Genomic DNA, 18,039 nt, shown 5'->3' with positions numbered 1-18,039 from the left:
ACGCGTAAAATGCCGACTTTTCCCAAAACAAGACAGATTCCGGGCGCGGACCCGCTCCTTTTAGAGATGCCTCACATATATTCAGCACCGCGATAACGATGGCCCATGACCGCGCCAGGCATCGAATCGTACCTTTTTATAGCCAGCGACTCGCCGCGGAACCCGACTCGCGTGGTGAATTGCAGCCTCATCGATTCGAACGGAGAGTAAAAAACCTCGACATCGCACGACCTTAATAGAGAGGTCGCAGTTTAGGCCGGTCGACCGCCGGCAACGTTGGAAATTGTCATCGGACTGCGGAAAAGGCCTTGCATTCGGCCAACCAAGCAAATAATCAGGCCGGACCGGAGAGGTGGCCGAGTGGTCGAAGGCGCTCCCCTGCTAAGGGAGTATACGTCAAAAGCGTATCGAGGGTTCGAATCCCTTCCTCTCCGCCATAAGATTTTCCCCACACATTGCTGTTTATCGGGAGCTCCGTGCTCGAACTTTTTGCGTTCGTCCGGAGCCATTCAGCACGTCGAAAAACGCGATTAGACAAGCCCGACGACGCTTTTTCAGCGAGGCTCGCGAAGCGCTATGCAGTCAACATATTGAAAGTAATCGATAAAAATCACTGAAGGCATCCGGTCGGTTTTATAATTGACTGGAGGTCAATATGAACATCAAGAGCCTTCTTCTCGGCTCCGCTGCTGCTCTCGCAGTAGTATCCGGCGCTCAGGCTGCTGACGCTATCGTTGCTGCCGAGCCCGAGCCGGTTGAATACGTTCGCGTTTGCGACGCTTTCGGCACCGGCTACTTCTACATCCCCGGCACCGAGACCTGCCTCAAGATCAGCGGCTACGTTCGTACCGAACTGCAGTGGTCCAGCCGTGATCGTGGTCCGGGCGAAGACGACTTCGACTGGAATGCTCGTACCCGCGCCAAGGTCAACTTCGAAGCCAAGAACGACTCCGAACTCGGTACGATCGGTTCGTACATCGCAGTCCGCACCTGGGCTGAAGGCGACTACGACGGTGGCTCGCTTGAAATCGACGAAGCCTACATCACTGTTGGCGGCTTCAAGGTCGGCTACATGTACAACTACTGGGATAACGACCTGTCCGGCGAAACCGACGACCTCGGTTCGAACCGCATCAACTCGATCGGTTACGAATACGCAACCGACGCCTTCAAGGTTGGTGCATTCGTTGACGAGCTGACCAAGACCTACTCCGATACCTACGACTTCTACGGCGACAACGACAACGTCGGTGTCGAAGCCCAGATCGCAGCGACCTTCGGCGTTGTTACCGGCGAACTGCTCGGCTCCTACGACTTCGCAGCTGAAAACGGTGCAGTTCGCGCCAAGCTGCTTGCTGACATTGGTCCGGGTACCCTCGGCCTCGCAGCTATCTACTCCACCGGTGCAAACGCCTACTACGACGTTTCCGAGTGGACCGTTGCTGCTCAGTACGAAGCCAAGCTCACCGACAAGCTGAGCCTGACCCCCGGCGTTCAGTACTGGTGGAACTACGGCCTCGTCTCCGCTGACGAATTCGATGAAGACAACGAAGCCTGGAAGGCTGGCGTAACCCTCGACTACAAGCTGGCCGAAGGTCTCACCACGAAGGTTTCGGTCCAGTACTTCGACGAAGACAAGGCCGACGACGACGGCGCATGGGAAGGCTTCGTTCGCCTCCAGCGTTCGTTCTAATCCGATTTATCGGACCAGGGATCCGGCCTGATGGCCGGATCCCACTCTCAAGGCCCTGAAAAGTCAGCCTTTTTGTATGTAAAAGTTGAAAATGCTTCGAGCTGGCCAGTTAAGACAACTGTTGCCGGCTGGCAACGTTATATGAGTAAAACTCAATCTTCCGCGGTGTTGCGCCACTTATAATCTATACTTTTTATGCATCATAACCATATTCAATCCCGCAAGGCCCAACAGGGGGCCGGGATCGTAGTGAGGCAAGCGTGAACAGCATGGCATCGGAAGATAGGGAGACATTCGACACTGGCGTCGAAGTGCCTTTCTATTCCGTTCATTATCAGTACGGCTCAACGAGCAAGCTGAACGAAGTTCGTGACACTTCTCTCCGTGCGCTGTTTGCAAAGTATGGTGACATCCTCTGGCTGAATGGCAGCCACAAATACAACGTCACCAATTTCATCGCCGAACTCCACGATATGCTGGATTGCCCGAGCTTCTCGACGTTTTCGGACGACATGCTCGATGAACTCATTGGAAAGTTGCGCAAACGCGGTAACAGCAACGCTACCATCAACAGAAAGATGGCGGCTTTAAGCAAACTACTGCGAAAGGCGTTCAAGATGGGAGACGTATACAGCCTACCCGAATTCAAACGTCAGAAAGAGAAGGCGGGACGAATCCGTTTTCTCGACAAGGACGAGGAAAACGCGCTCTTCAATGAAATGAGGGCACATTCCGATCTCTACTACCGGTTCTGCATATTCCTTGTTGATACAGGCGCCCGCCTGAGCGAGGGCCTGAATCTGCGCTGGGGCGACATGAACTCCACGCGCGTCACCTTCTGGGTCACAAAATCGGGGCGCAGTCGCTCGGTTCCCCTCACCCACCGGGCTTTCGAGGCCATCGGCCGTTCGAGCAAGCGCCAGCCCGGCCCGTTCTGCGAAATCGACCAGCAGCGTTTCCGCATCGCCTGGCACCAGGCAAAGGAAACGGTCGGCCTCGGCGACGACAAGGATGTGGTTCCGCACGTGCTGCGCCACACCTGCGCATCGCGCCTGGTTCAGGGCGGGATCGATATCCGGCGCGTCCAGATGTGGCTCGGTCACCAGACCCTGTCGATGACCATGCGTTACGCGCACCTTGCCTCGCATGACCTCGATATGTGCGTCCCCGTTCTGGAGCGCGCTGCAGCTTGCTGATTACCCCTTTTTTTGAGGGGTAAATGTTAGCGCTAACATTTTTGTGATCAGACTGTGACCACAGGGTCAAAAGAGTGTCATATTCACAAACACAGAGGCCGGACCCTTTCGGATCCGGCCTCTGTGTTTGTGTCTCTATATATAAAGCAAGAGGCGGCCGTCTTTCGGGACGACAACGGACCTAGGCGCGCCCGGGCCGTTGATCAGGCCAGAAGAACTTTCAGATCTGCAGAAGGATCGGCGATCACCGCCTTGTCGACGCTTCGCCCGAGGTCCAGCAGCTTCTTGCCGGTGACATAGGCCTTTGCGTCATTGATGGCATCGACCGCGATGAATTCCCCGCTGGCGAAGTACCAAATGGAAAGGCTTCCCTCCCGGGCGCCGGGCCTCACGACCGTGTCGTCGTAACCGAGATTGAAACCGGCGATCTGCAGTTTGACGTCATACTGGTCGGACCAGAACCATGGCTTCGGCCGATAGGGTTCGTCGCCTCCCGCCATCACCGCTGCGGCGACCTCCGCCTGATCGACGGCGTTCTGTACCGATTCCAGCCGAATCTTCTGGCCCTTCCAGTCGAAGACGGCGCAATCTCCCATGGCGAAAACCGCGGGATCGGAGGTGCGGGCGAACGCATCGACGAGAATGCCATTGGCGGTTTCGATGCCGGCATCGGCCGCAAGCCGGTCATTCGGCGTGACACCGATCCCGGCAATAACGATATCGACATCGATGACCGAACCATCCGACAGTTCGGCGCCCGTCACCCGGCCATCCCGCCCGATCAGGCGAACAAGGCCGGTCTTTTCGCGGATGACAACATCGTGAGACTGATGGATTGCGCGCATGGCGTCGGCCGTCGCCGCAGCTGCCACGCGGGCAAGAATACGATCCGCCATCTCGATAAGCGTCACCTCAAGCCCCAGATGACGCGCGACCGCTGCAGCCTCCAAGCCGATGTAACCACCACCGACGATCAGCAGATGCCGACCGGGCTTCATTTCCTTTGCCAGCCTGTCGGCATCCGCCTTGTCGCGAACGGTATAGACACCGTCGAGATCGCCACCGATCGTTGCCGGCAAGCGGCGCGGTGTCGAGCCGGTGGCGATCGCCAGCGTCTCGTAAGCCAGAGTGGAACCGTCGAACAGACGAACCGTCTTGCTCGCCCGGTCGATTTCCTCCACGGGCATCGACAGGCGAACCTCGACATCGTTCTCGCCATACCACGCCTCGGGACGGTAGAGCAGCCGGTCGAAACTCATCTCGCCCAGCAGATATTTCTTGGAAAGCGGCGGACGCTGGTATGGCAATGTGTCTTCCGCGCCGAGAATGGTGATCGGCCTGGTGTCCTTCAGAGCCCGAAGCTTTGCCGCGAGGGCAAAACCAGCCTGCCCCGCCCCGATGATGACCAGTCTGCCCGTCACGTCAGTCTCCCGATACCTTGGTTTCTTCGCATGCCGTAACCGCAAAACCGTTGTCCGGCTCCGCGCGACATACGTGTCTGGAAGATCGCGCCCATGGCCGCCGGGGCCTGCGCGGAAGGATGGCAAAAGGGGTAGCGCGGCGGCACCGGCCCGTCAAGGAGTCCGGCTTGCGGCGAGAATACCCCGATGCCCGCAAACAGAAGGGATCGGGGTATCTCCTTATTATTGCAGATGGAGCACTAGGTGAGGACGCCCGTTCGATGTATGGCGTGGGGAAACGCCCCTGCTGTCGATGGTGGCGTTCACCCGGCTGCGGAATGCCGAAAAGCTATCGAACGTCACGACATCCACCGGCTCGTCGAAATGCAGCGTAATTGCGTAATAGCTGCTCTGCGAGAGGCGCGACAAAGCGAGGACGCGACCGGTGAAACGCTGGCCGAGATATTCACCGCTCACCTGTGCCCCCACGGCAACCGGTGCGACTTCGGCATTATCACTGCGGGCCGCCATGGCCGAAAGCGTGTTCCAGTCGCGCACGCCGTGGCTTTTCGCCACCAGTTCCAGCGCAGCGCTATGGCTGACGGGCGCGCCGTTGCCGGCCATGGCGTCGCGCAATCGCCTGGCCTGGGACTTCAGTTCATCAATCGTCAATTGGGCCATGGACATGGCAACCTCTCTCTTTTCACCGCATGCAAATATCGAAGGGGACCCGCATTGCCCCTCCCATGCATGCGCAGACGAGGGTTCTTCCATGTGTCAGGAGGACTTCACCAAGGGCTGTTGCCCGCGGGCGGCCGGCGCCTCCAACCGAGCGCAGATATGGAAAGCCGCGCCGCCGCTGTCAAGATCTTCGACGGCAGATGAGGCCCGAAACCCGGACCGCGGCGGAACGGCGCACAATCCTAGGATTTTATGCTTAGCGTTGAGAAAGCATAAGGGAAGTTGCCTTATATTGAGACCAAAAGATAATCGAGGGAGGGTAATCATGCCCTTGCAGGCCATACCGGACGCCAAGCAAAACATACCGCCGGACCGTGTTTACGAGAAGTTCACGATCGACCGGCCGGGCAAGATCATCTTCGTCGGCCGCCATCTGAGCACGAAGACCAAGCTGCGGTGCCTGATCCGCAACATTTCCCTCTATGGCGCAGAGGTCGAGGTGAGCCCGCATGTGGCGCTGCCCGATCATTTCTTCCTTGAAATCCTCGGCATCCACGACGAGATCGGCTGCACGCTGATCCGCCGCGAGGCAGAGAAGGTGACTGTCGGATTCAACATGCTGATAAACGCGGAATTCCTGCACCACGTCGTCCGCCTGTCCTTCGAACTCGGCCAGTAACAATTAACCTCCCGGCCGCAATCGCGGCCGGCGTCTCGAACTGATCTCTCAAAAGCGCCTATGCAGCGAGATGCTTCTCGATATCGGGTACAGGCATCTTCACATAGTCTTTAGCCACCTCACCGCGGACAACTCCCGCAGCCTCCTCACCCAACTGCGCGCGAAGAATTCCAAGTGCCCTCGGCGGTGCCACCAGCACAACATTCTCGATCTCGCCGCTTCGGGCCATGTGGCCGAGTTTTTCCGCAACCTCTTTCAGGAACCCGGCTTCCGCCTGCTCGTGCCAATCGGTCTCCTCCATGGAACTGCGGGCCTCACCCACCGACTGGTATACCCGGCCAGGACGGCCGGTCCCCTGCTCCCGGCTGGGCTCGTCGGGTTGCGTCAGCGTTTCCATGACCTTGAGGTTCAGCACCCGGGAGTCGCCGGCGTTTTGCAGGAACAGCGCTTTCGCGCCATCACAGACAACGACCCAGGACTTCGACGCGATCATGATGCGTTCCATGACTTCCTCCGTTTCTGCGGCGTACCGCTCGTCCGCCTGCATGACGGACACTCCCTAAAGTATAGTACCGGCGCGGCGAATTTCATGAGCTAGGTCAAAAAATGGCATGCGAGACGGAGATTCCTGCGAAAAATCAGGGCAAAACCACATGATCGGTAAAACTGTAACCATCGTTTTGACATGGCCACAATTGTTTTCGCCGACACTCCTTTTCATAGCCGTTACCGAGGAGGCAGGAGCAGATGGAGAATGCACAGGGGCAGATGCTGGGTGCGACGCATCTGGCGTCGGTCAGGTCGGAAATGTACGAGCGCAAGTGGGAGCGCTTCTATGTGCGCCGGCCGGCCCGTATCATGGCCGTCAGTCCGGGCCTCAGCGGCATCACGATGCGCAGCTGCGAGGTCGTCGATATCTCGCAGGGCGGTGCAGCCCTCGAGATCACCACCACGATCGGCCTTTCCTCTCATTATTACCTGCAGGTCCTCGGTCTTGCCGACCGTATCGGCTGTGCCGAGGTCTACCGCAATGGTAGTCGTGTCGGCGTGAAGTTCATCGCGATCATTCCCGAGCCGCTGCTGCATACCATCGTCCGTGCCGACTTCATGATGGGCGAAAAGATCGAAAAGCCGAAGCGTCGTTGATCATCTGCGGCGCCAATTTCCCTCTCCTCATCACCAGATAGCGAAGAGCTTGCCCTTGCGCCTTCAGCGCAAGGTCTTATGTTGGGCCGACTTTCAAGACTGCCCAGGACAGCCATTCAGAATGCCAGGTTTTTCGCGCTTCACGTCGCTTGTCGATGCCCTTCCCGCAACCGTTCCCTTTGTCGGCCCCGAGGCCATCGAGCGAGGCCGCGGCCTCGCAGTCAAGGCCCGTATCGGCGCCAACGAAAGCGGCTTCGGTCCGGCTCCCTCCGTCCTTGCCGCCATCCGTGAAAAGGCCGGAGACATCTGGCAATACAACGATCCGGAAAACTTCGCTCTCAAGGCGGCACTTGCCGCCCATCACGGTCTTTCGCCAGCCAATATCGCGGTCGGTGAGGGTGTGGACGACCTGCTCGGCCTTATCGTTCGCCTCGTGATCGAACCGGGCATGCCGGTCGTCACCTCGTTCGGCGGCTATCCGACCTTCAATTTCCATGTCAGCGGCTTCGGCGGCAGGCTGGTCACGGTGCCCTACACCGGAGACCTGGAGGATATGGACGGTCTACTGGCCGCAGTGAAGCGAGAAAACGCACCACTTGTCTATTTCGCCAATCCCGACAATCCGATGGGAAGCTGGTGGGACGCCGAAAACGTCATCGCCTTTGCGCGCGCCCTGCCCGAGACCACACTTCTCGTTCTTGACGAAGCCTATAGCGAATGCGGTCCGGCTGGTTCCACGCCGGCTTCCGACGCGCTGATAGACCTGCCCAACGTGATCCGCACACGCACCTTCTCCAAGGCTTATGGCCTTGCCGGTGCCCGTGTCGGCTATGCCTTCGGTACGCCGGAAACGATCGTCGCTTTCGACAAGATCCGCAACCATTTCGGCATGCCCCGGCTTTCCACGGAGGCCGCACTGGCTGCGCTTGCGGACCAGGCCTATCTGAAGGAAGTCGTCGGGAGGATCGGCGCCGCGCGGGAGCGGATCGCGGCCATCGCGGTCGCAAACGGCCTCAAGCCCCTGCCCTCGGCCACGAACTTCGTCGCCATCGATTGCGGACGCGACGGAACCTATGCGCGCTCGATCGTCGATGGATTGATGCAGCACGGCGTTTTCATCCGCATGCCGGGTGTAGCACCGCTCAATCGCTGCATCCGCGTATCGACCGGTCTGCCGGAGGCGCTTGATCTTTTCGAGGAAGCATTGCCGAAGGTGCTCGCTTCCCTCTGAAATTCTGCAGTCAGCACAATAAAAAGAACCGCGCCGGCCTTGTTCCCTGCCGGTCGCGGTTCTCATGTGTTGGCATCGGCCCCGTCCAAAAGACCCCCGCCACTTTCCCCTCTCCCAGGGTTTTTCTTGTTGCCCCCGGCCGGCATTGCACCGGCTCTGGTATTTAAATTTATCAGTGCATCGTCATCCATTCGCGGGCGGCGCGAAGGGCTTCCGCCAGCTGGGGCTTGCTCATCGTCTGGGCCAGATCGGCGCGCAGTTCAGCGGCGCGTTCGCAGCCCTTGATGGCGGCGATGTTCAGCCACTTGTGCGCCGAGACGAGATCGATGGAGCAACCGCGGCCGGTTGCATACATCAGACCCATGTCGCAGAAGACATCGGCGCGAGTTTCGCCACCCATCGTGGCCATTCCGGAATTGTGCATTTCAAAGCGTGCCATCGTTTTTGTCCCTGTCTAGCCTAACGGTTTGTACTGTCCCTGTTTTGCCCCTTTTGGAGCCCCTTCCGGATCCCTGCCGTCTCATTCGCGGCTTTGTTAAGATCCTTCCGGCCGGCGGGTTATTCCCTGCTCGTTTGATGAGCCCAATATGCCAAAAGCCTTTCAACATGCGCTTAAAATGCATGCTTAATTTGCTGAAAACAAAGTACAAACGCTTGGTAAACTTGGTTTTTTGTTAAACATCACTTCGCCTGCATTTTAAGGATTTTCGCGTAAAATTTACGAAGGATTCACGCTCGTCTTTAAACCGAAAGCTAACCATGAAAATCGTCCGCCTTTTCTCGGACACACCAAAAGAGGCGTGCGCCACTGGCCTTCGCGGCGCAGAAGCACTATTTACCTTTACGTCCGCGTAAGATAATTTCCCTTTGTTGATCGGACCTGCCTGGGGGACAAGACTGTCCGGCCGGAGAGGAAGGCAAAGGGTCCCGTCAATGTTCACGCTTGTTTCGGGAGGAAGACATCAACATGCGTTCCATCATCATCGCAGCAGCATTGGCCCTTGGGGCCGTCACGGCCCAGGCAGCAGAGCCTATCGAGGGCAACTGGAAAACCGCCAGCGGCGCAACCGCGGAAATCGCTCCCTGCGGCGGCAGCTACTGCGTCACGCTGAAATCGGGCAAACACGCCGGCAAGCAGATCGGCAAGATGGCCGGCACCGGCGGCTCCTACAAGGGCGAGATCACCGATCCGGAGGCCGACAAGACCTATTCCGGCTCGGGCACTGTTTCCGGCGATTCGCTGAAAATGAAGGGCTGCGTTCTGGCAGTCCTCTGCAAGTCGCAGACCTGGACGCGGCTTTGAACCCAGGGGTGGGGCGGAGCGGCTGAGCCTCCGGCTCGCCGCTCCGAAATAAGGAGCCGTAGACAGGACACTGCGCGCCCGCTGGCCTCGACCAGCGGGCGGACACTCATCAGCTCTTTGCCCGATAGGCTTCCGGAATGACGAAGATTTCGTCGGCGCGGCCGTAGCCGCCATCCGGCACCTCCTCGATCAGCACCATGGTATGGGGCCGCGCGGCCTCGCTGAAATATTCCACCAGCATGTTCGTCGTGCGGTGAACGATTTCCTCTTTCTGCGGTCTGGACAGGGCGCCCGCAGGCGTCTTGATGTTCACGAACGGCATGATCTTTTCCTTTCAGGCTCGTGTGGGATGAAGCAGGTCCTTGAGGCCAATACGCTCGAGAAGCTGCGCGCGGACGCGATCGGCGACGCCGTTGACGATTTCCGCGCCATCTTCGGACGGGTCCACGTGGACGCGGAAGGGACGTTTCCCATGCGGCATGGCGACGACATCGGCCACGGCCCGCGCCACGGCGGACGGGTCCGCCTCCGCCGGCTCGAGGCTGGCAAGACCCTGCAAAGCCGCCTCATCGGCGCCGGCGTAGGGACCTTGCCAATAGACGGCCGAACGCTCGGCATCGGCAGGCTGCATGGCGTGGGCGAAATGCTGCGTGCCCTTGGTAAAGGCACCCGGCACGAGGATCGTGGTCTCGATGTCGAAACGAGCAAGTTCCAGCGCATAGCTTTGGGCAAGCGCATCCATGGCCGCCTTGGCCGCGAAATACGGGGCAAGGAAGGGCGGCGTGCCGCCGCGGGTGCTGCTTGAGCCGATCCAGACGATAAGGCCTCCGCCCGACTTGCGCATGAACGGCAGGGCCGCCCGGTTCAGGCGATGCGCACCGACGACATTGACGTCATAGAGCTGGACAAGCTGCTCCGGCGAGAAGGCCTCCGCCGGGCCGAAACCCATATGGCCGGCGTTGTGAATCAGCACATCGAGCCGGCCCGTCTCCCTGATGATGCGGGCAACGGCGCTCTCGGCCGAAGAGGCGGAGGTGACATCGAGTTCGATCGGCATGAGGTTTAAACCCTCGCTCCTTGCCAAAGCCTCGATCTCGGCGACCGGCGCTCCGCCGTGGGCCTTGAGGTCACGCATGGAGGCGTAGACCCGATGGCCGGCGTGGGCGAGCGACCTCGCGGTCATGGCGCCGAAGCCGCTCGAGGCGCCGGTGATCAGAATCGTCTTTTCCATGGCCGCCTCCTCACACCACGCCGCCATTGGCGCGAACGACCTGGCCATTAACCCAGCCGCCATCCGGTCCGGCAAGGAAGGAGACGACGCCGGCGATATCCTCCGGCTGGCCGAGGCGCTTCAAGGGGTTCATGCCGATGATCGCCTTCAGCAGATCGTCCGACTTGCCCTTCATGAAGAGTTCGGTTTCGACCGGTCCCGGCGCCACGGTATTGACGGTGATGCCCTTCGGCCCGAGTTCCTTGGCGAGGATGTGAGTGATCGCCTCCACCGCCGCCTTGGTGGCGGCATAGACACCATAGGCCGGCTGGTAGAGACCGACGACGCTCGATGAGAAGTTGACGATACGACCACCCTCGCGCAGTCGCTGCGTCGCTTCGCGAACACCGCGGAAGACACCGCCGAGATTGATGGCAACCTGGCGTTCGAAGGCCTCATCTGTCGTATCCGCAATGGGGGAGAGCTGCATGATGCCGGCATTGTTGACCAGCACGTCCACCCCGCCGAAGGCCTGTTCCGCTGAATCGAACAACGCTTTCATGCCATCGGTCGCGGCAATGTCGGCCTTTACGGCGACAGCGCGCCCTCCGGCGCCCTCTATTTCCTTGACCACCGCGGCGGCGGCTTCGGCCCCGCTTGCGTAATTGACGACGACGGCAAAGCCGTCAGCCGCAAGGCGTCTGGCAATAGCCGCGCCAATGCCCTTGGACGAACCCGTTACGATGGCTGTCCTGTTGATGTTTCCTGTCATGACGACACTCCTTGTTTGCGTCCGAGAGGAAAATCGCGCTGTCGACAGTCAAAAACAATCATCAGATAATTGACATTTGAATTCGGCTGTGGCGAACAATTGGCATGGATCGTCTGGACCGCATGCAGCTCTTCGTCCGCGTCGTGGAACGCCGTAGCTTTTCGGCGGCGGCGGCCGATCTCGGCCTTTCACGGTCCACGGCGACCGAGGCGATCAAGCAGCTGGAAACGGATCTCGGCGTGCGGCTGCTGGAGCGTACGACGCGCCATGTCACGACAACGCTGGACGGCAGCGCCTATTACGAACGCTGTGTAGGAATTCTTGCCGAGGTGGAGGAGGCCGACAATGCCTTTCGCGACGCCCGGCCGCGCGGCCTGTTGCGGATCGATGTCCATCCGCTGCTGACCCGCACATTCCTGCTGCCGCATCTGCCGGATTTTCTGGCTCGCTACCCGGAACTCGATCTGCATATCGGCCAGGGGGACCGGCTGGTCGATCTCGTGCGCGAAGGTGTGGATTGCGCCATCCGGGCGGGAGAACTCCCCGACAGCGGCATGATCGCCCGAAGGCTCACCTTCCTTTCGGAAATCACCTGCGCCAGCCCTGATTACATCGCCCGGCATGGAATGCCGTCATCCCCACGCGATCTGGAAGGACATGTCTGCGTGGGATTCATGTCTTCGCGCACCGGCGAAACGATGCCGCTCGAATTCATGGTCGATGGAGCACCGCAACTGGTGCCCCTGCCAAGCCGGGTCACCGTCAATGATTCCGACACCATGGCCGATCTGGCGCGTCTCGGCTTCGGCCTGATACAGGCTCCGCGCTATCGTCTGGAACCGGATCTGGAAAGCGGCACACTCGTCGAGGTGCTCAAGGACTTCCCGCCCTCCCCGACACCGCTTTCGGCGCTTTATCCGCAGAACCGACATACATCGGCGAGAGTTCGCGCGTTCCTCGACTGGGTGTCCGGCATCTTCGCCACCGCGCAGATCTGAACCGGACTTTGCCGCAGTATCGGCTGCCCCTCCTAAGCGACCAGGAACCGCAATCGCTCGTCGGCACGGCCGGGATCGATTTCCATGACTTCAGTGGAAACAATCCCTTCCGCGACAAAGGGATCGTCTCCCAGCCGCTGCTGCAGGGCATCGAGCGACACGCCGTGAACAAGGATCGCGCCACCCAGTCTGGGCTGCAGGCTGCCGGCCAGCAGGAATATCCCGTCATCGAAACCGCGTTTCAGCCAGGCATTATGTGCTTCCATGAATTGCGGCGCGCGGGCGCGGGCTTCTGTAAACTTCAGTTGCACGACAAACACCGGGGATCCTCCTTCGGCGGACTTGAGGGACATCGGAAAACTGCTTCAAACGGTGGGCGATGTGGCGGAGGCCTGAATTTTCACCGGCTCCCTCGACAACTCACCATCGAGCCAATCGCAAGCCATCCGCACCTCCCGGCGCACGAAGGCTTCATCGCGAAAGGCATTGGCGAGAACGGCAACGCCTTGGCTGCGGACAAGCAGATGCATTGCAAGAACGTCGGCATCTGCGCGCCCGAGCGCTACAAACTGACGGGAAAGCCAGTCCCGGAACAGCGAGAACAGTTGGTTGGCCATCGGAAGGAACGGATGGTCCAGCTTGGCCAATTCGCCGCAAAGGGTGCCGACCGGGCAGCCATGCTGCATGATCTTTGCCTGATTGGTGATCAGGATTTCAATGAAACGCGCGATCCTCTCCCGAGGTGCCGGGCTTTCCTGATTCCACTGCGCAAGCAAGGCCGCCGTCTGCTCCAGCCGACGCCCGATGACCGCCTCGAGAATCTCGTCCTTGGTCCGGAAATGATAGTAGAAATTGCCGCGGGATATCCCGACGGCGTCGCCGATGTCCGCGAACGATGAGTGCTCATAGCCATGCTCGTAGAAAAGCCTGTCCGCCATTTCGACGATGGCTTCCCGCGTATTCTTCCGGCTCATGCGATCAACTCCGGCACCTTTTAGGACAATCGACCTAGCCACTAAATAGGACAATCGCCCTAATCGGTCAATATGAAAAACCCGGCGTCTCCGCCGGGCTGGTAATCGTTCCGTAAAAGGATAGTTTAGCGCGCCCGCTGGCCGAAGAGCACCTTCCTGGCTTCCTCGTCCTGCGCGACATTGCTGCGCCGTTCCTGGCCGACGGCGATACCGCGCTCCACGGCGGGGCGGGCCATCATGGTCTCGAACCAGCGCTTGAGGTTCGGGAAATCGTCCAGATCCTGCCCCTGGTTCTTGTGCGGAACCACCCAGCCGATGCATGCGATATCGGCGATCGAATAGTCGCCGGCGAGAAATTCGCGGTCGGCAAGCCGCCTGTTCATCACGCCATAGAGGCGGTTCACCTCATTGGTATAGCGGTTTATTCCGTATTCGATCTTTTCCGGCGCATACTGGCGGAAATGATGGGCCTGTCCGGCCATAGGTCCGAGACCACCCATCTGCCAGAAAAGCCACTGATCCACTTCCACGCGACTGCGTTCTTCGGATGGATAGAACCTGCCGAACTTGCGGCCGAGATATTGCAGGATGGCTCCGGATTCGAAAACCGAGATCGGCTCTCCGCCCGGTCCATCGGGATCTACGATCGCCGGCATGCGGTTGTTTGGCGCAATTTTCAGGAAGTCCGGCTCGAACTGCTCGCCCTTGCCGATGTTGACGTATTTCACGTCATAGGGAACACCGAGTTCCTCGAGCATGATGGAAATCTTCCAGCCGTTCGGGGTCGGCCAATAATGAAGTTCGATCGGTTTGGTCATTCGGTTTCTTTCTGCTGACAGCAATCGCGCTCAAACCGTCGGCGGCAGAGCCACCCCGGATCGGGCGTCCAAAGAAAATGGAGATGACGAAACGATAATCAAGCGCCTGACGGCGCAGAAGCCGCAGCGATCAGCCTACCAAGTGATCGGCTTCGAGATACGGAACTGCAGCGTTTCCATGCCGGGGTTCTTCTTGCCCAGGTCGGCATTCGACCGATGGTCGTAGAGAACGGAGAACTGCCAGTCATTGGGCGCTTTCCAGCCGAGTTCGACGCCGGAGCGGAACTCGACCGGGTAGCCCAGATCCACCTCGTCGCCGCGCATATAGAGGCCGGGGGCGAAAGAAAAGCCGGCGAAAAGGTCGATATCATTGATGGAAAAGTCGATCTGCTGGTAGAAACCGGCACCGATCCACGTACCGCCCGAGCTTGTCACCGACAGATCGATCATCGGATGCAGGCGGTCGAACAGCTTTTCGCCATAGATATAGGAAAGACGGGTTTCGAAGCTCTTGGCTTCGTCCTGATAGAGCGTCGTGCCCATCGACACAGCGAGGCGGTCGGTCAGCTCGGGACGATGAATCGAAAACTTATCGCCCTGCACCTCGGCGGAAGGCAAGCTCATCAGCCAAAACAAAACAGCTAGCCGTCCGTCCATGCATCCCCCCGTGCGGCCACCGAGGCGCCGCCAAAACCACAATCCAACCGGTTCGCGTTCCGGTCACGAAACGCGATGTCCAGCCAAGTTATGTTAAATTATGTTAACGTGAGAGGGAATGTCCAGTGTCCGGAGAGACACACCGGCACTATCGTTAACTGAAATGAACCATGCATGAACCCTCATCTCAGCCGCCATTCAGGGCGTTGCCGTCATAAAGGCGACAACCCAGAGGGAAAGGCGACAACAATGGCCAAGCTTTCGAGACGAATCACCATCATCACGCTGGTCATGGCGATCTTCGCCATCCTGCTTGCCCAGCTCGTGATCTCGACCAGCGAGAGCCCCCGCCGCATGCAGGTCGGCATCGCTTCCGGCTGCCTCATTCCGGCAAGCCCGCTCTGCATGGCAACACTCTAAAGAACAGGATAGGACGATCCGATGGCTGCATCCATGAACATCCTTGCTTCGTCCTTCATGCGCATGGCACTGGCCGCCACCCTGATACTCGGGCCGGTTCTGGCCATCGGCGTTGCGCACTCGCAGGAGTTCCGCATGGAAAAGCGCGGCGCCGGCCTTGTGCTTTTCGTCAGCCTCCAGCGCCAGTCGCTGAGCTGAAAGCGTCGCGCCTTTCGCGTCAGCGGCAAAAAACCTAATGAGCCAGCAGAATCCAGCCGCATTTTTTTCGCGCCTGACGCGTGTTCACGTCGTTTGCTTGTCAAGCAAGCTCCACTATAATGAAGCATGAACAAGCGAATCCATATTCAGTCACCCGTCAATTTCATCCTACCCGAGTCGTTCGAACCCAGGGTTTTCACCGAGGCGGAGCCTGCGGTCGACGCGCTGATCGAGCTTTACGAGCGGAATACCACCTTCCTGATCGACGCCTTTTCCGGGCTCGCCAAGGGGGCCCCGATCACCGGGCGCTACAGGGCCTTCTATCCGCAAGTGGGTATCGAGACCACCAGCTTCGGTCATATCGACTCTCGTCTCTCCTATGGTCACGTCACCTCCCCCGGCCTTTACACGACGACGGTCACCAAGCCGCAGCTCTTCCGCCACTATCTGGTGGAGCAGCTCAACCTGCTGATGCGCAACCATCAGGTGCCGGTCGTGGTCTCCGAGTCGGAAACGCCGATCCCGCTGCATTTTGCCTTCGGCGAAGGCGCGCATGTAGAGGCAGCAGCAAGCGGGCTCGTCGATATGCCGCTGCGCGATCTCTTCGATACGCCCGATATCACCACCACCGACGACGAGATCGCCAATGGAGAATACGAGCCGCGCCCCGGTGAGCCGCATCCGCTGGCGGCCTTCACGGCCCAGCGCATCGACTATTCGCTGGCCCGCCTCTCGCACTATACGGCGACGAGTGCCGCACATTTCCAGAATTTCGTGCTGTTCACGAACTACCAGTTCTACATCGACGAGTTCTGCGCCTATGCGCGCAAGTTGATGGCGGATGGCGGCGGCGGTTATTCCGCTTTCGTCGAGCCCGGAAATGTCATCACTCTTCCCGGGCACAGCGAGCCCGAGGGCGGCGCGTCTGTCGGGCGCCTGCCGCAGATGCCAGCCTATCACCTGAAGATGAAGGGACATGCCGGCATCACCATGGTGAACATCGGTGTCGGGCCCTCCAATGCCAAGACGATTACCGACCATATCGCGGTGCTGAGGCCTCATGCGTGGTTGATGCTCGGCCATTGTGCCGGCCTGCGCAACAGCCAGCGTCTCGGCGACTACGTGCTGGCGCATGCCTATATGCGCGAGGACCACGTACTCGACGACGACCTGCCGGTCTGGGTGCCGATCCCCGCACTTGCCGAAGTGCAACTGGCTCTCGAGGATGCCGTCGAGGAGATCACCGGTTACGAAGGTTTCGAGTTGAAGCGGATCATGCGCACCGGCACCGTCGCCACGATCGACAACCGCAACTGGGAGCTTCGCGACCAGCGAGGACCGGTCAAGCGGCTTTCACAGGCCCGCGCCATCGCACTCGACATGGAATCGGCGACGATCGCGGCAAACGGTTTCCGCTTCCGTGTTCCCTATGGCACGCTGCTGTGCGTTTCCGACAAACCGCTGCATGGCGAGCTGAAACTGCCGGGAATGGCGACGGCCTTCTACAAGACGCAGGTTCGCCAGCATCTGCAGATCGGCATCCGCGCCTTGCAGAAGCTTGGCGCCATGCCGAAGGAAACGCTGCATTCCCGCAAGCTGCGCAGCTTCTTCGAGACCGCGTTTCAGTAAAACGCCCGGCGCCGGCTGTTCTCAGCGGCCGGCGGCCAGCTTGCGGAGACCGTTCAGCATCAGCGAGACCGCTGCACCGATCAGGGCGGCCAGCATGATGATAAGATGCATGTTAACCGCCGCCTTGCCGAGCAGTTCAACCGCGGCCTTTCCGGCCGGAGCACCCAGCGCAAGCGCGCCGGCAACGATGCCTGCCGGATAGGTACCGACGCCCGCCGGGGCGTGGAAGGGCAAAACCGACGAAAGCTCTCCGCCGAGAGCGCCTCCGAAGCTCGCGGCAAGCGGCTCGACTCCCATGAGGCCGAGTGCCCAGGCAAAGACCATCACCTTGACGCCCCAGTTGATCACGGTGACGACCCAGGCACGCAGAAGCCCGCCAAGCGTTGCCGGCAAACCGTCTTCGATACCCTCCAGAATACGGCCGAGTTTACCCTTGAGCTTCGGCTTCAGGAGCCGGAGGACCGGCCCCTTGACGAGATAGGCCGGAATGGGGGCCAGCAGGAAAGCAAGCCATGAGAGCGCCGGCCAGAGCTTGTTTTCGGCTTCCAGAACCAGCCCAAGACCGCCCGCCGCCAGAAGCGCATGCAGGTCAAGAAACCGCATAACCAGCAGCGCCGAGGTTCCGTGCAGCAGCGGCACGCCGAATTCGGTGCGCATCAGCAGCGGAAAACTGGTCTCGCCGCTGCGGAAGGGCAGCATGATGTTCAGAAGGTTGTGCACCTGGGCAAGATGGAAGAGCTCGATGAAACGCCCACCCGTCTGCCGCGGGAAGTAATCGTAGAGCCGCCAGGCGCGGACGAAATAGGTCGAGACCAGGAGCCCGATGGCGAGTGCTACGGTGCCATATCCGACCGCATGCCATTCGGCGAAGATCGTCGACCAGCCCCAGATGTAGTGCACGAAGACGGCATAGGCGAGAATGGCGGCAAGCGCGATCAGCGTCAGCCGATGGCGGGCGAATGCCGAAGGGCGGCGCATGGCCGCATCGCTCTGCATGGCGTTATGAAAAGTTCCGAATTGCGCTCGATGTGTAG

Annotated in this window: 22 protein-coding genes and 1 tRNA gene; 11 read left to right on the top strand and 12 right to left on the bottom strand. The window is 59.7% G+C overall.

All coding sequences use genetic code 11. The features are described 5' to 3' along the window. Positions 1 to 346 precede the first annotated feature (346 nt). The 3 genes from NBH21_RS03105 to NBH21_RS03095 all read left to right on the top strand — a co-directional run bounded on the left by NBH21_RS03105 (position 347) and on the right by NBH21_RS03095 (position 2,889). A tRNA-Ser gene (locus NBH21_RS03105) sits at positions 347 to 437 on the top strand. Positions 438 to 655: 218 nt separating this feature from the next. After that, positions 656 to 1,693, top strand: a complete 1,038-nt coding sequence (locus tag NBH21_RS03100) for a porin (RefSeq protein WP_250912477.1) — start codon at positions 656 to 658, stop codon at positions 1,691 to 1,693. 269 nt (positions 1,694 to 1,962) lie between these two features. Continuing rightward, entirely contained in the window at positions 1,963 to 2,889 is a 927-nt protein-coding gene (locus NBH21_RS03095; protein ID WP_280924863.1) for a tyrosine-type recombinase/integrase, read from the top strand. 203 nt (positions 2,890 to 3,092) lie between these two features. On the opposite strand, the gene NBH21_RS03090 is transcribed toward NBH21_RS03095, so the two are convergent. Beyond that, the gene (locus tag NBH21_RS03090; RefSeq protein ID WP_250912475.1) at positions 3,093 to 4,310 is read right to left on the bottom strand and encodes an NAD(P)/FAD-dependent oxidoreductase; all 1,218 of its coding nucleotides are present in this window, start codon (positions 4,308 to 4,310) and stop codon (positions 3,093 to 3,095) included. Positions 4,311 to 4,532: 222 nt separating this feature from the next. Then, complete coding sequence (locus NBH21_RS03085; RefSeq protein ID WP_250912474.1) at positions 4,533 to 4,976, bottom strand: glyoxalase superfamily protein; 444 nt, start codon at positions 4,974 to 4,976, stop codon at positions 4,533 to 4,535. Positions 4,977 to 5,295: 319 nt separating this feature from the next. Here NBH21_RS03085 and NBH21_RS03080 point away from each other — a divergent pair, with 319 nt between their 5' ends. Continuing rightward, a complete protein-coding gene (locus tag NBH21_RS03080) occupies positions 5,296 to 5,649 on the top strand; it encodes a hypothetical protein (RefSeq protein ID WP_250912473.1) in 354 nt (117 codons plus the stop codon). Between the two features lie 58 nt (positions 5,650 to 5,707). Here NBH21_RS03080 and NBH21_RS03075 read toward each other — a convergent pair whose 3' ends face one another. Further along, positions 5,708 to 6,154, bottom strand: a complete 447-nt coding sequence (locus NBH21_RS03075) for a baeRF12 domain-containing protein (protein ID WP_250912809.1) — start codon at positions 6,152 to 6,154, stop codon at positions 5,708 to 5,710. Positions 6,155 to 6,396: 242 nt separating this feature from the next. On the opposite strand from NBH21_RS03075, the gene NBH21_RS03070 reads away from it, so the two are divergent. Together NBH21_RS03070 and NBH21_RS03065 are read left to right on the top strand one after the other, a co-directional pair. Next, positions 6,397 to 6,795, top strand: a complete 399-nt coding sequence (locus NBH21_RS03070) for a PilZ domain-containing protein (RefSeq protein ID WP_425340370.1) — start codon at positions 6,397 to 6,399, stop codon at positions 6,793 to 6,795. Positions 6,796 to 6,916: 121 nt separating this feature from the next. After that, positions 6,917 to 8,026: a pyridoxal phosphate-dependent aminotransferase gene (locus NBH21_RS03065; protein ID WP_250912472.1), complete on the top strand. Its 1,110-nt coding sequence runs from the start codon at positions 6,917 to 6,919 to the stop codon at positions 8,024 to 8,026. A gap of 172 nt (positions 8,027 to 8,198) precedes the next feature. Here NBH21_RS03065 and NBH21_RS03060 read toward each other — a convergent pair whose 3' ends face one another. Beyond that, the gene (locus NBH21_RS03060) at positions 8,199 to 8,465 is read right to left on the bottom strand and encodes a sel1 repeat family protein (protein WP_099057231.1); all 267 of its coding nucleotides are present in this window, start codon (positions 8,463 to 8,465) and stop codon (positions 8,199 to 8,201) included. Positions 8,466 to 8,993: 528 nt separating this feature from the next. Between NBH21_RS03060 and NBH21_RS03055 the strand changes: the two genes are divergently transcribed. Then, positions 8,994 to 9,329, top strand: a complete 336-nt coding sequence (locus tag NBH21_RS03055) for a DUF2147 domain-containing protein (protein ID WP_250912471.1) — start codon at positions 8,994 to 8,996, stop codon at positions 9,327 to 9,329. Between the two features lie 109 nt (positions 9,330 to 9,438). Here the strand turns inward: NBH21_RS03055 and NBH21_RS03050 are convergent, their stop codons facing one another. Genes NBH21_RS03050 through NBH21_RS03040 form a run of 3 tightly spaced genes read right to left on the bottom strand, consistent with a single transcriptional unit; the run spans position 9,439 to position 11,311 of the window. Next, a complete protein-coding gene (locus NBH21_RS03050; RefSeq protein ID WP_250912470.1) occupies positions 9,439 to 9,651 on the bottom strand; it encodes a tautomerase family protein in 213 nt (70 codons plus the stop codon). Positions 9,652 to 9,663: 12 nt separating this feature from the next. Then, positions 9,664 to 10,560: an SDR family NAD(P)-dependent oxidoreductase gene (locus NBH21_RS03045; protein WP_250912469.1), complete on the bottom strand. Its 897-nt coding sequence runs from the start codon at positions 10,558 to 10,560 to the stop codon at positions 9,664 to 9,666. Between the two features lie 10 nt (positions 10,561 to 10,570). Continuing rightward, positions 10,571 to 11,311, bottom strand: a complete 741-nt coding sequence (locus NBH21_RS03040; protein WP_250912468.1) for an SDR family oxidoreductase — start codon at positions 11,309 to 11,311, stop codon at positions 10,571 to 10,573. A gap of 104 nt (positions 11,312 to 11,415) precedes the next feature. Between NBH21_RS03040 and NBH21_RS03035 the strand changes: the two genes are divergently transcribed. Further along, entirely contained in the window at positions 11,416 to 12,309 is an 894-nt protein-coding gene (locus tag NBH21_RS03035) for a LysR family transcriptional regulator (protein ID WP_250912467.1), read from the top strand. Between the two features lie 32 nt (positions 12,310 to 12,341). On the opposite strand, the gene NBH21_RS03030 is transcribed toward NBH21_RS03035, so the two are convergent. The 4 genes from NBH21_RS03030 to NBH21_RS03015 form a co-directional block, all read right to left on the bottom strand. Next, positions 12,342 to 12,629, bottom strand: a complete 288-nt coding sequence (locus NBH21_RS03030; protein WP_250912466.1) for a YciI family protein — start codon at positions 12,627 to 12,629, stop codon at positions 12,342 to 12,344. 45 nt (positions 12,630 to 12,674) lie between these two features. After that, a complete protein-coding gene (locus tag NBH21_RS03025) occupies positions 12,675 to 13,283 on the bottom strand; it encodes a TetR/AcrR family transcriptional regulator (protein ID WP_250912465.1) in 609 nt (202 codons plus the stop codon). A 125-nt stretch (positions 13,284 to 13,408) separates the two neighbouring features. Next, entirely contained in the window at positions 13,409 to 14,101 is a 693-nt protein-coding gene (locus NBH21_RS03020) for a glutathione S-transferase family protein (RefSeq protein ID WP_250912464.1), read from the bottom strand. Between the two features lie 135 nt (positions 14,102 to 14,236). Beyond that, on the bottom strand, positions 14,237 to 14,725 hold the full coding sequence (locus NBH21_RS03015) for an acyloxyacyl hydrolase (protein WP_250912463.1): 489 nt from the start codon (positions 14,723 to 14,725) through the stop codon (positions 14,237 to 14,239). Positions 14,726 to 15,007: 282 nt separating this feature from the next. Between NBH21_RS03015 and NBH21_RS03010 the strand changes: the two genes are divergently transcribed. The 3 genes from NBH21_RS03010 to NBH21_RS03000 all read left to right on the top strand — a co-directional run bounded on the left by NBH21_RS03010 (position 15,008) and on the right by NBH21_RS03000 (position 17,005). Beyond that, on the top strand, positions 15,008 to 15,178 hold the full coding sequence (locus NBH21_RS03010) for a hypothetical protein (RefSeq protein ID WP_250912462.1): 171 nt from the start codon (positions 15,008 to 15,010) through the stop codon (positions 15,176 to 15,178). Positions 15,179 to 15,199: 21 nt separating this feature from the next. Further along, positions 15,200 to 15,376 carry a hypothetical protein gene (locus NBH21_RS03005; RefSeq protein ID WP_250912461.1) on the top strand — a complete coding sequence of 59 codons (177 nt, stop codon included), beginning with the start codon at positions 15,200 to 15,202 and terminating at the stop codon, positions 15,374 to 15,376. Between the two features lie 126 nt (positions 15,377 to 15,502). Next, positions 15,503 to 17,005 carry an AMP nucleosidase gene (locus NBH21_RS03000; RefSeq protein ID WP_250912460.1) on the top strand — a complete coding sequence of 501 codons (1,503 nt, stop codon included), beginning with the start codon at positions 15,503 to 15,505 and terminating at the stop codon, positions 17,003 to 17,005. A gap of 21 nt (positions 17,006 to 17,026) precedes the next feature. Here NBH21_RS03000 and NBH21_RS02995 read toward each other — a convergent pair whose 3' ends face one another. Then, a complete protein-coding gene (locus NBH21_RS02995) occupies positions 17,027 to 18,001 on the bottom strand; it encodes a lysylphosphatidylglycerol synthase domain-containing protein (RefSeq protein WP_250912459.1) in 975 nt (324 codons plus the stop codon). Positions 18,002 to 18,039: the final 38 nt, after the last annotated feature.

The sequence above is a fragment of the Ciceribacter sichuanensis genome (assembly GCF_024055605.1).
In the GTDB taxonomy this organism is placed as follows: Bacteria; Pseudomonadota; Alphaproteobacteria; order Rhizobiales; family Rhizobiaceae; genus Allorhizobium; species Allorhizobium sichuanense.
This window is presented reverse-complemented; position numbering and strand designations above follow the sequence as displayed.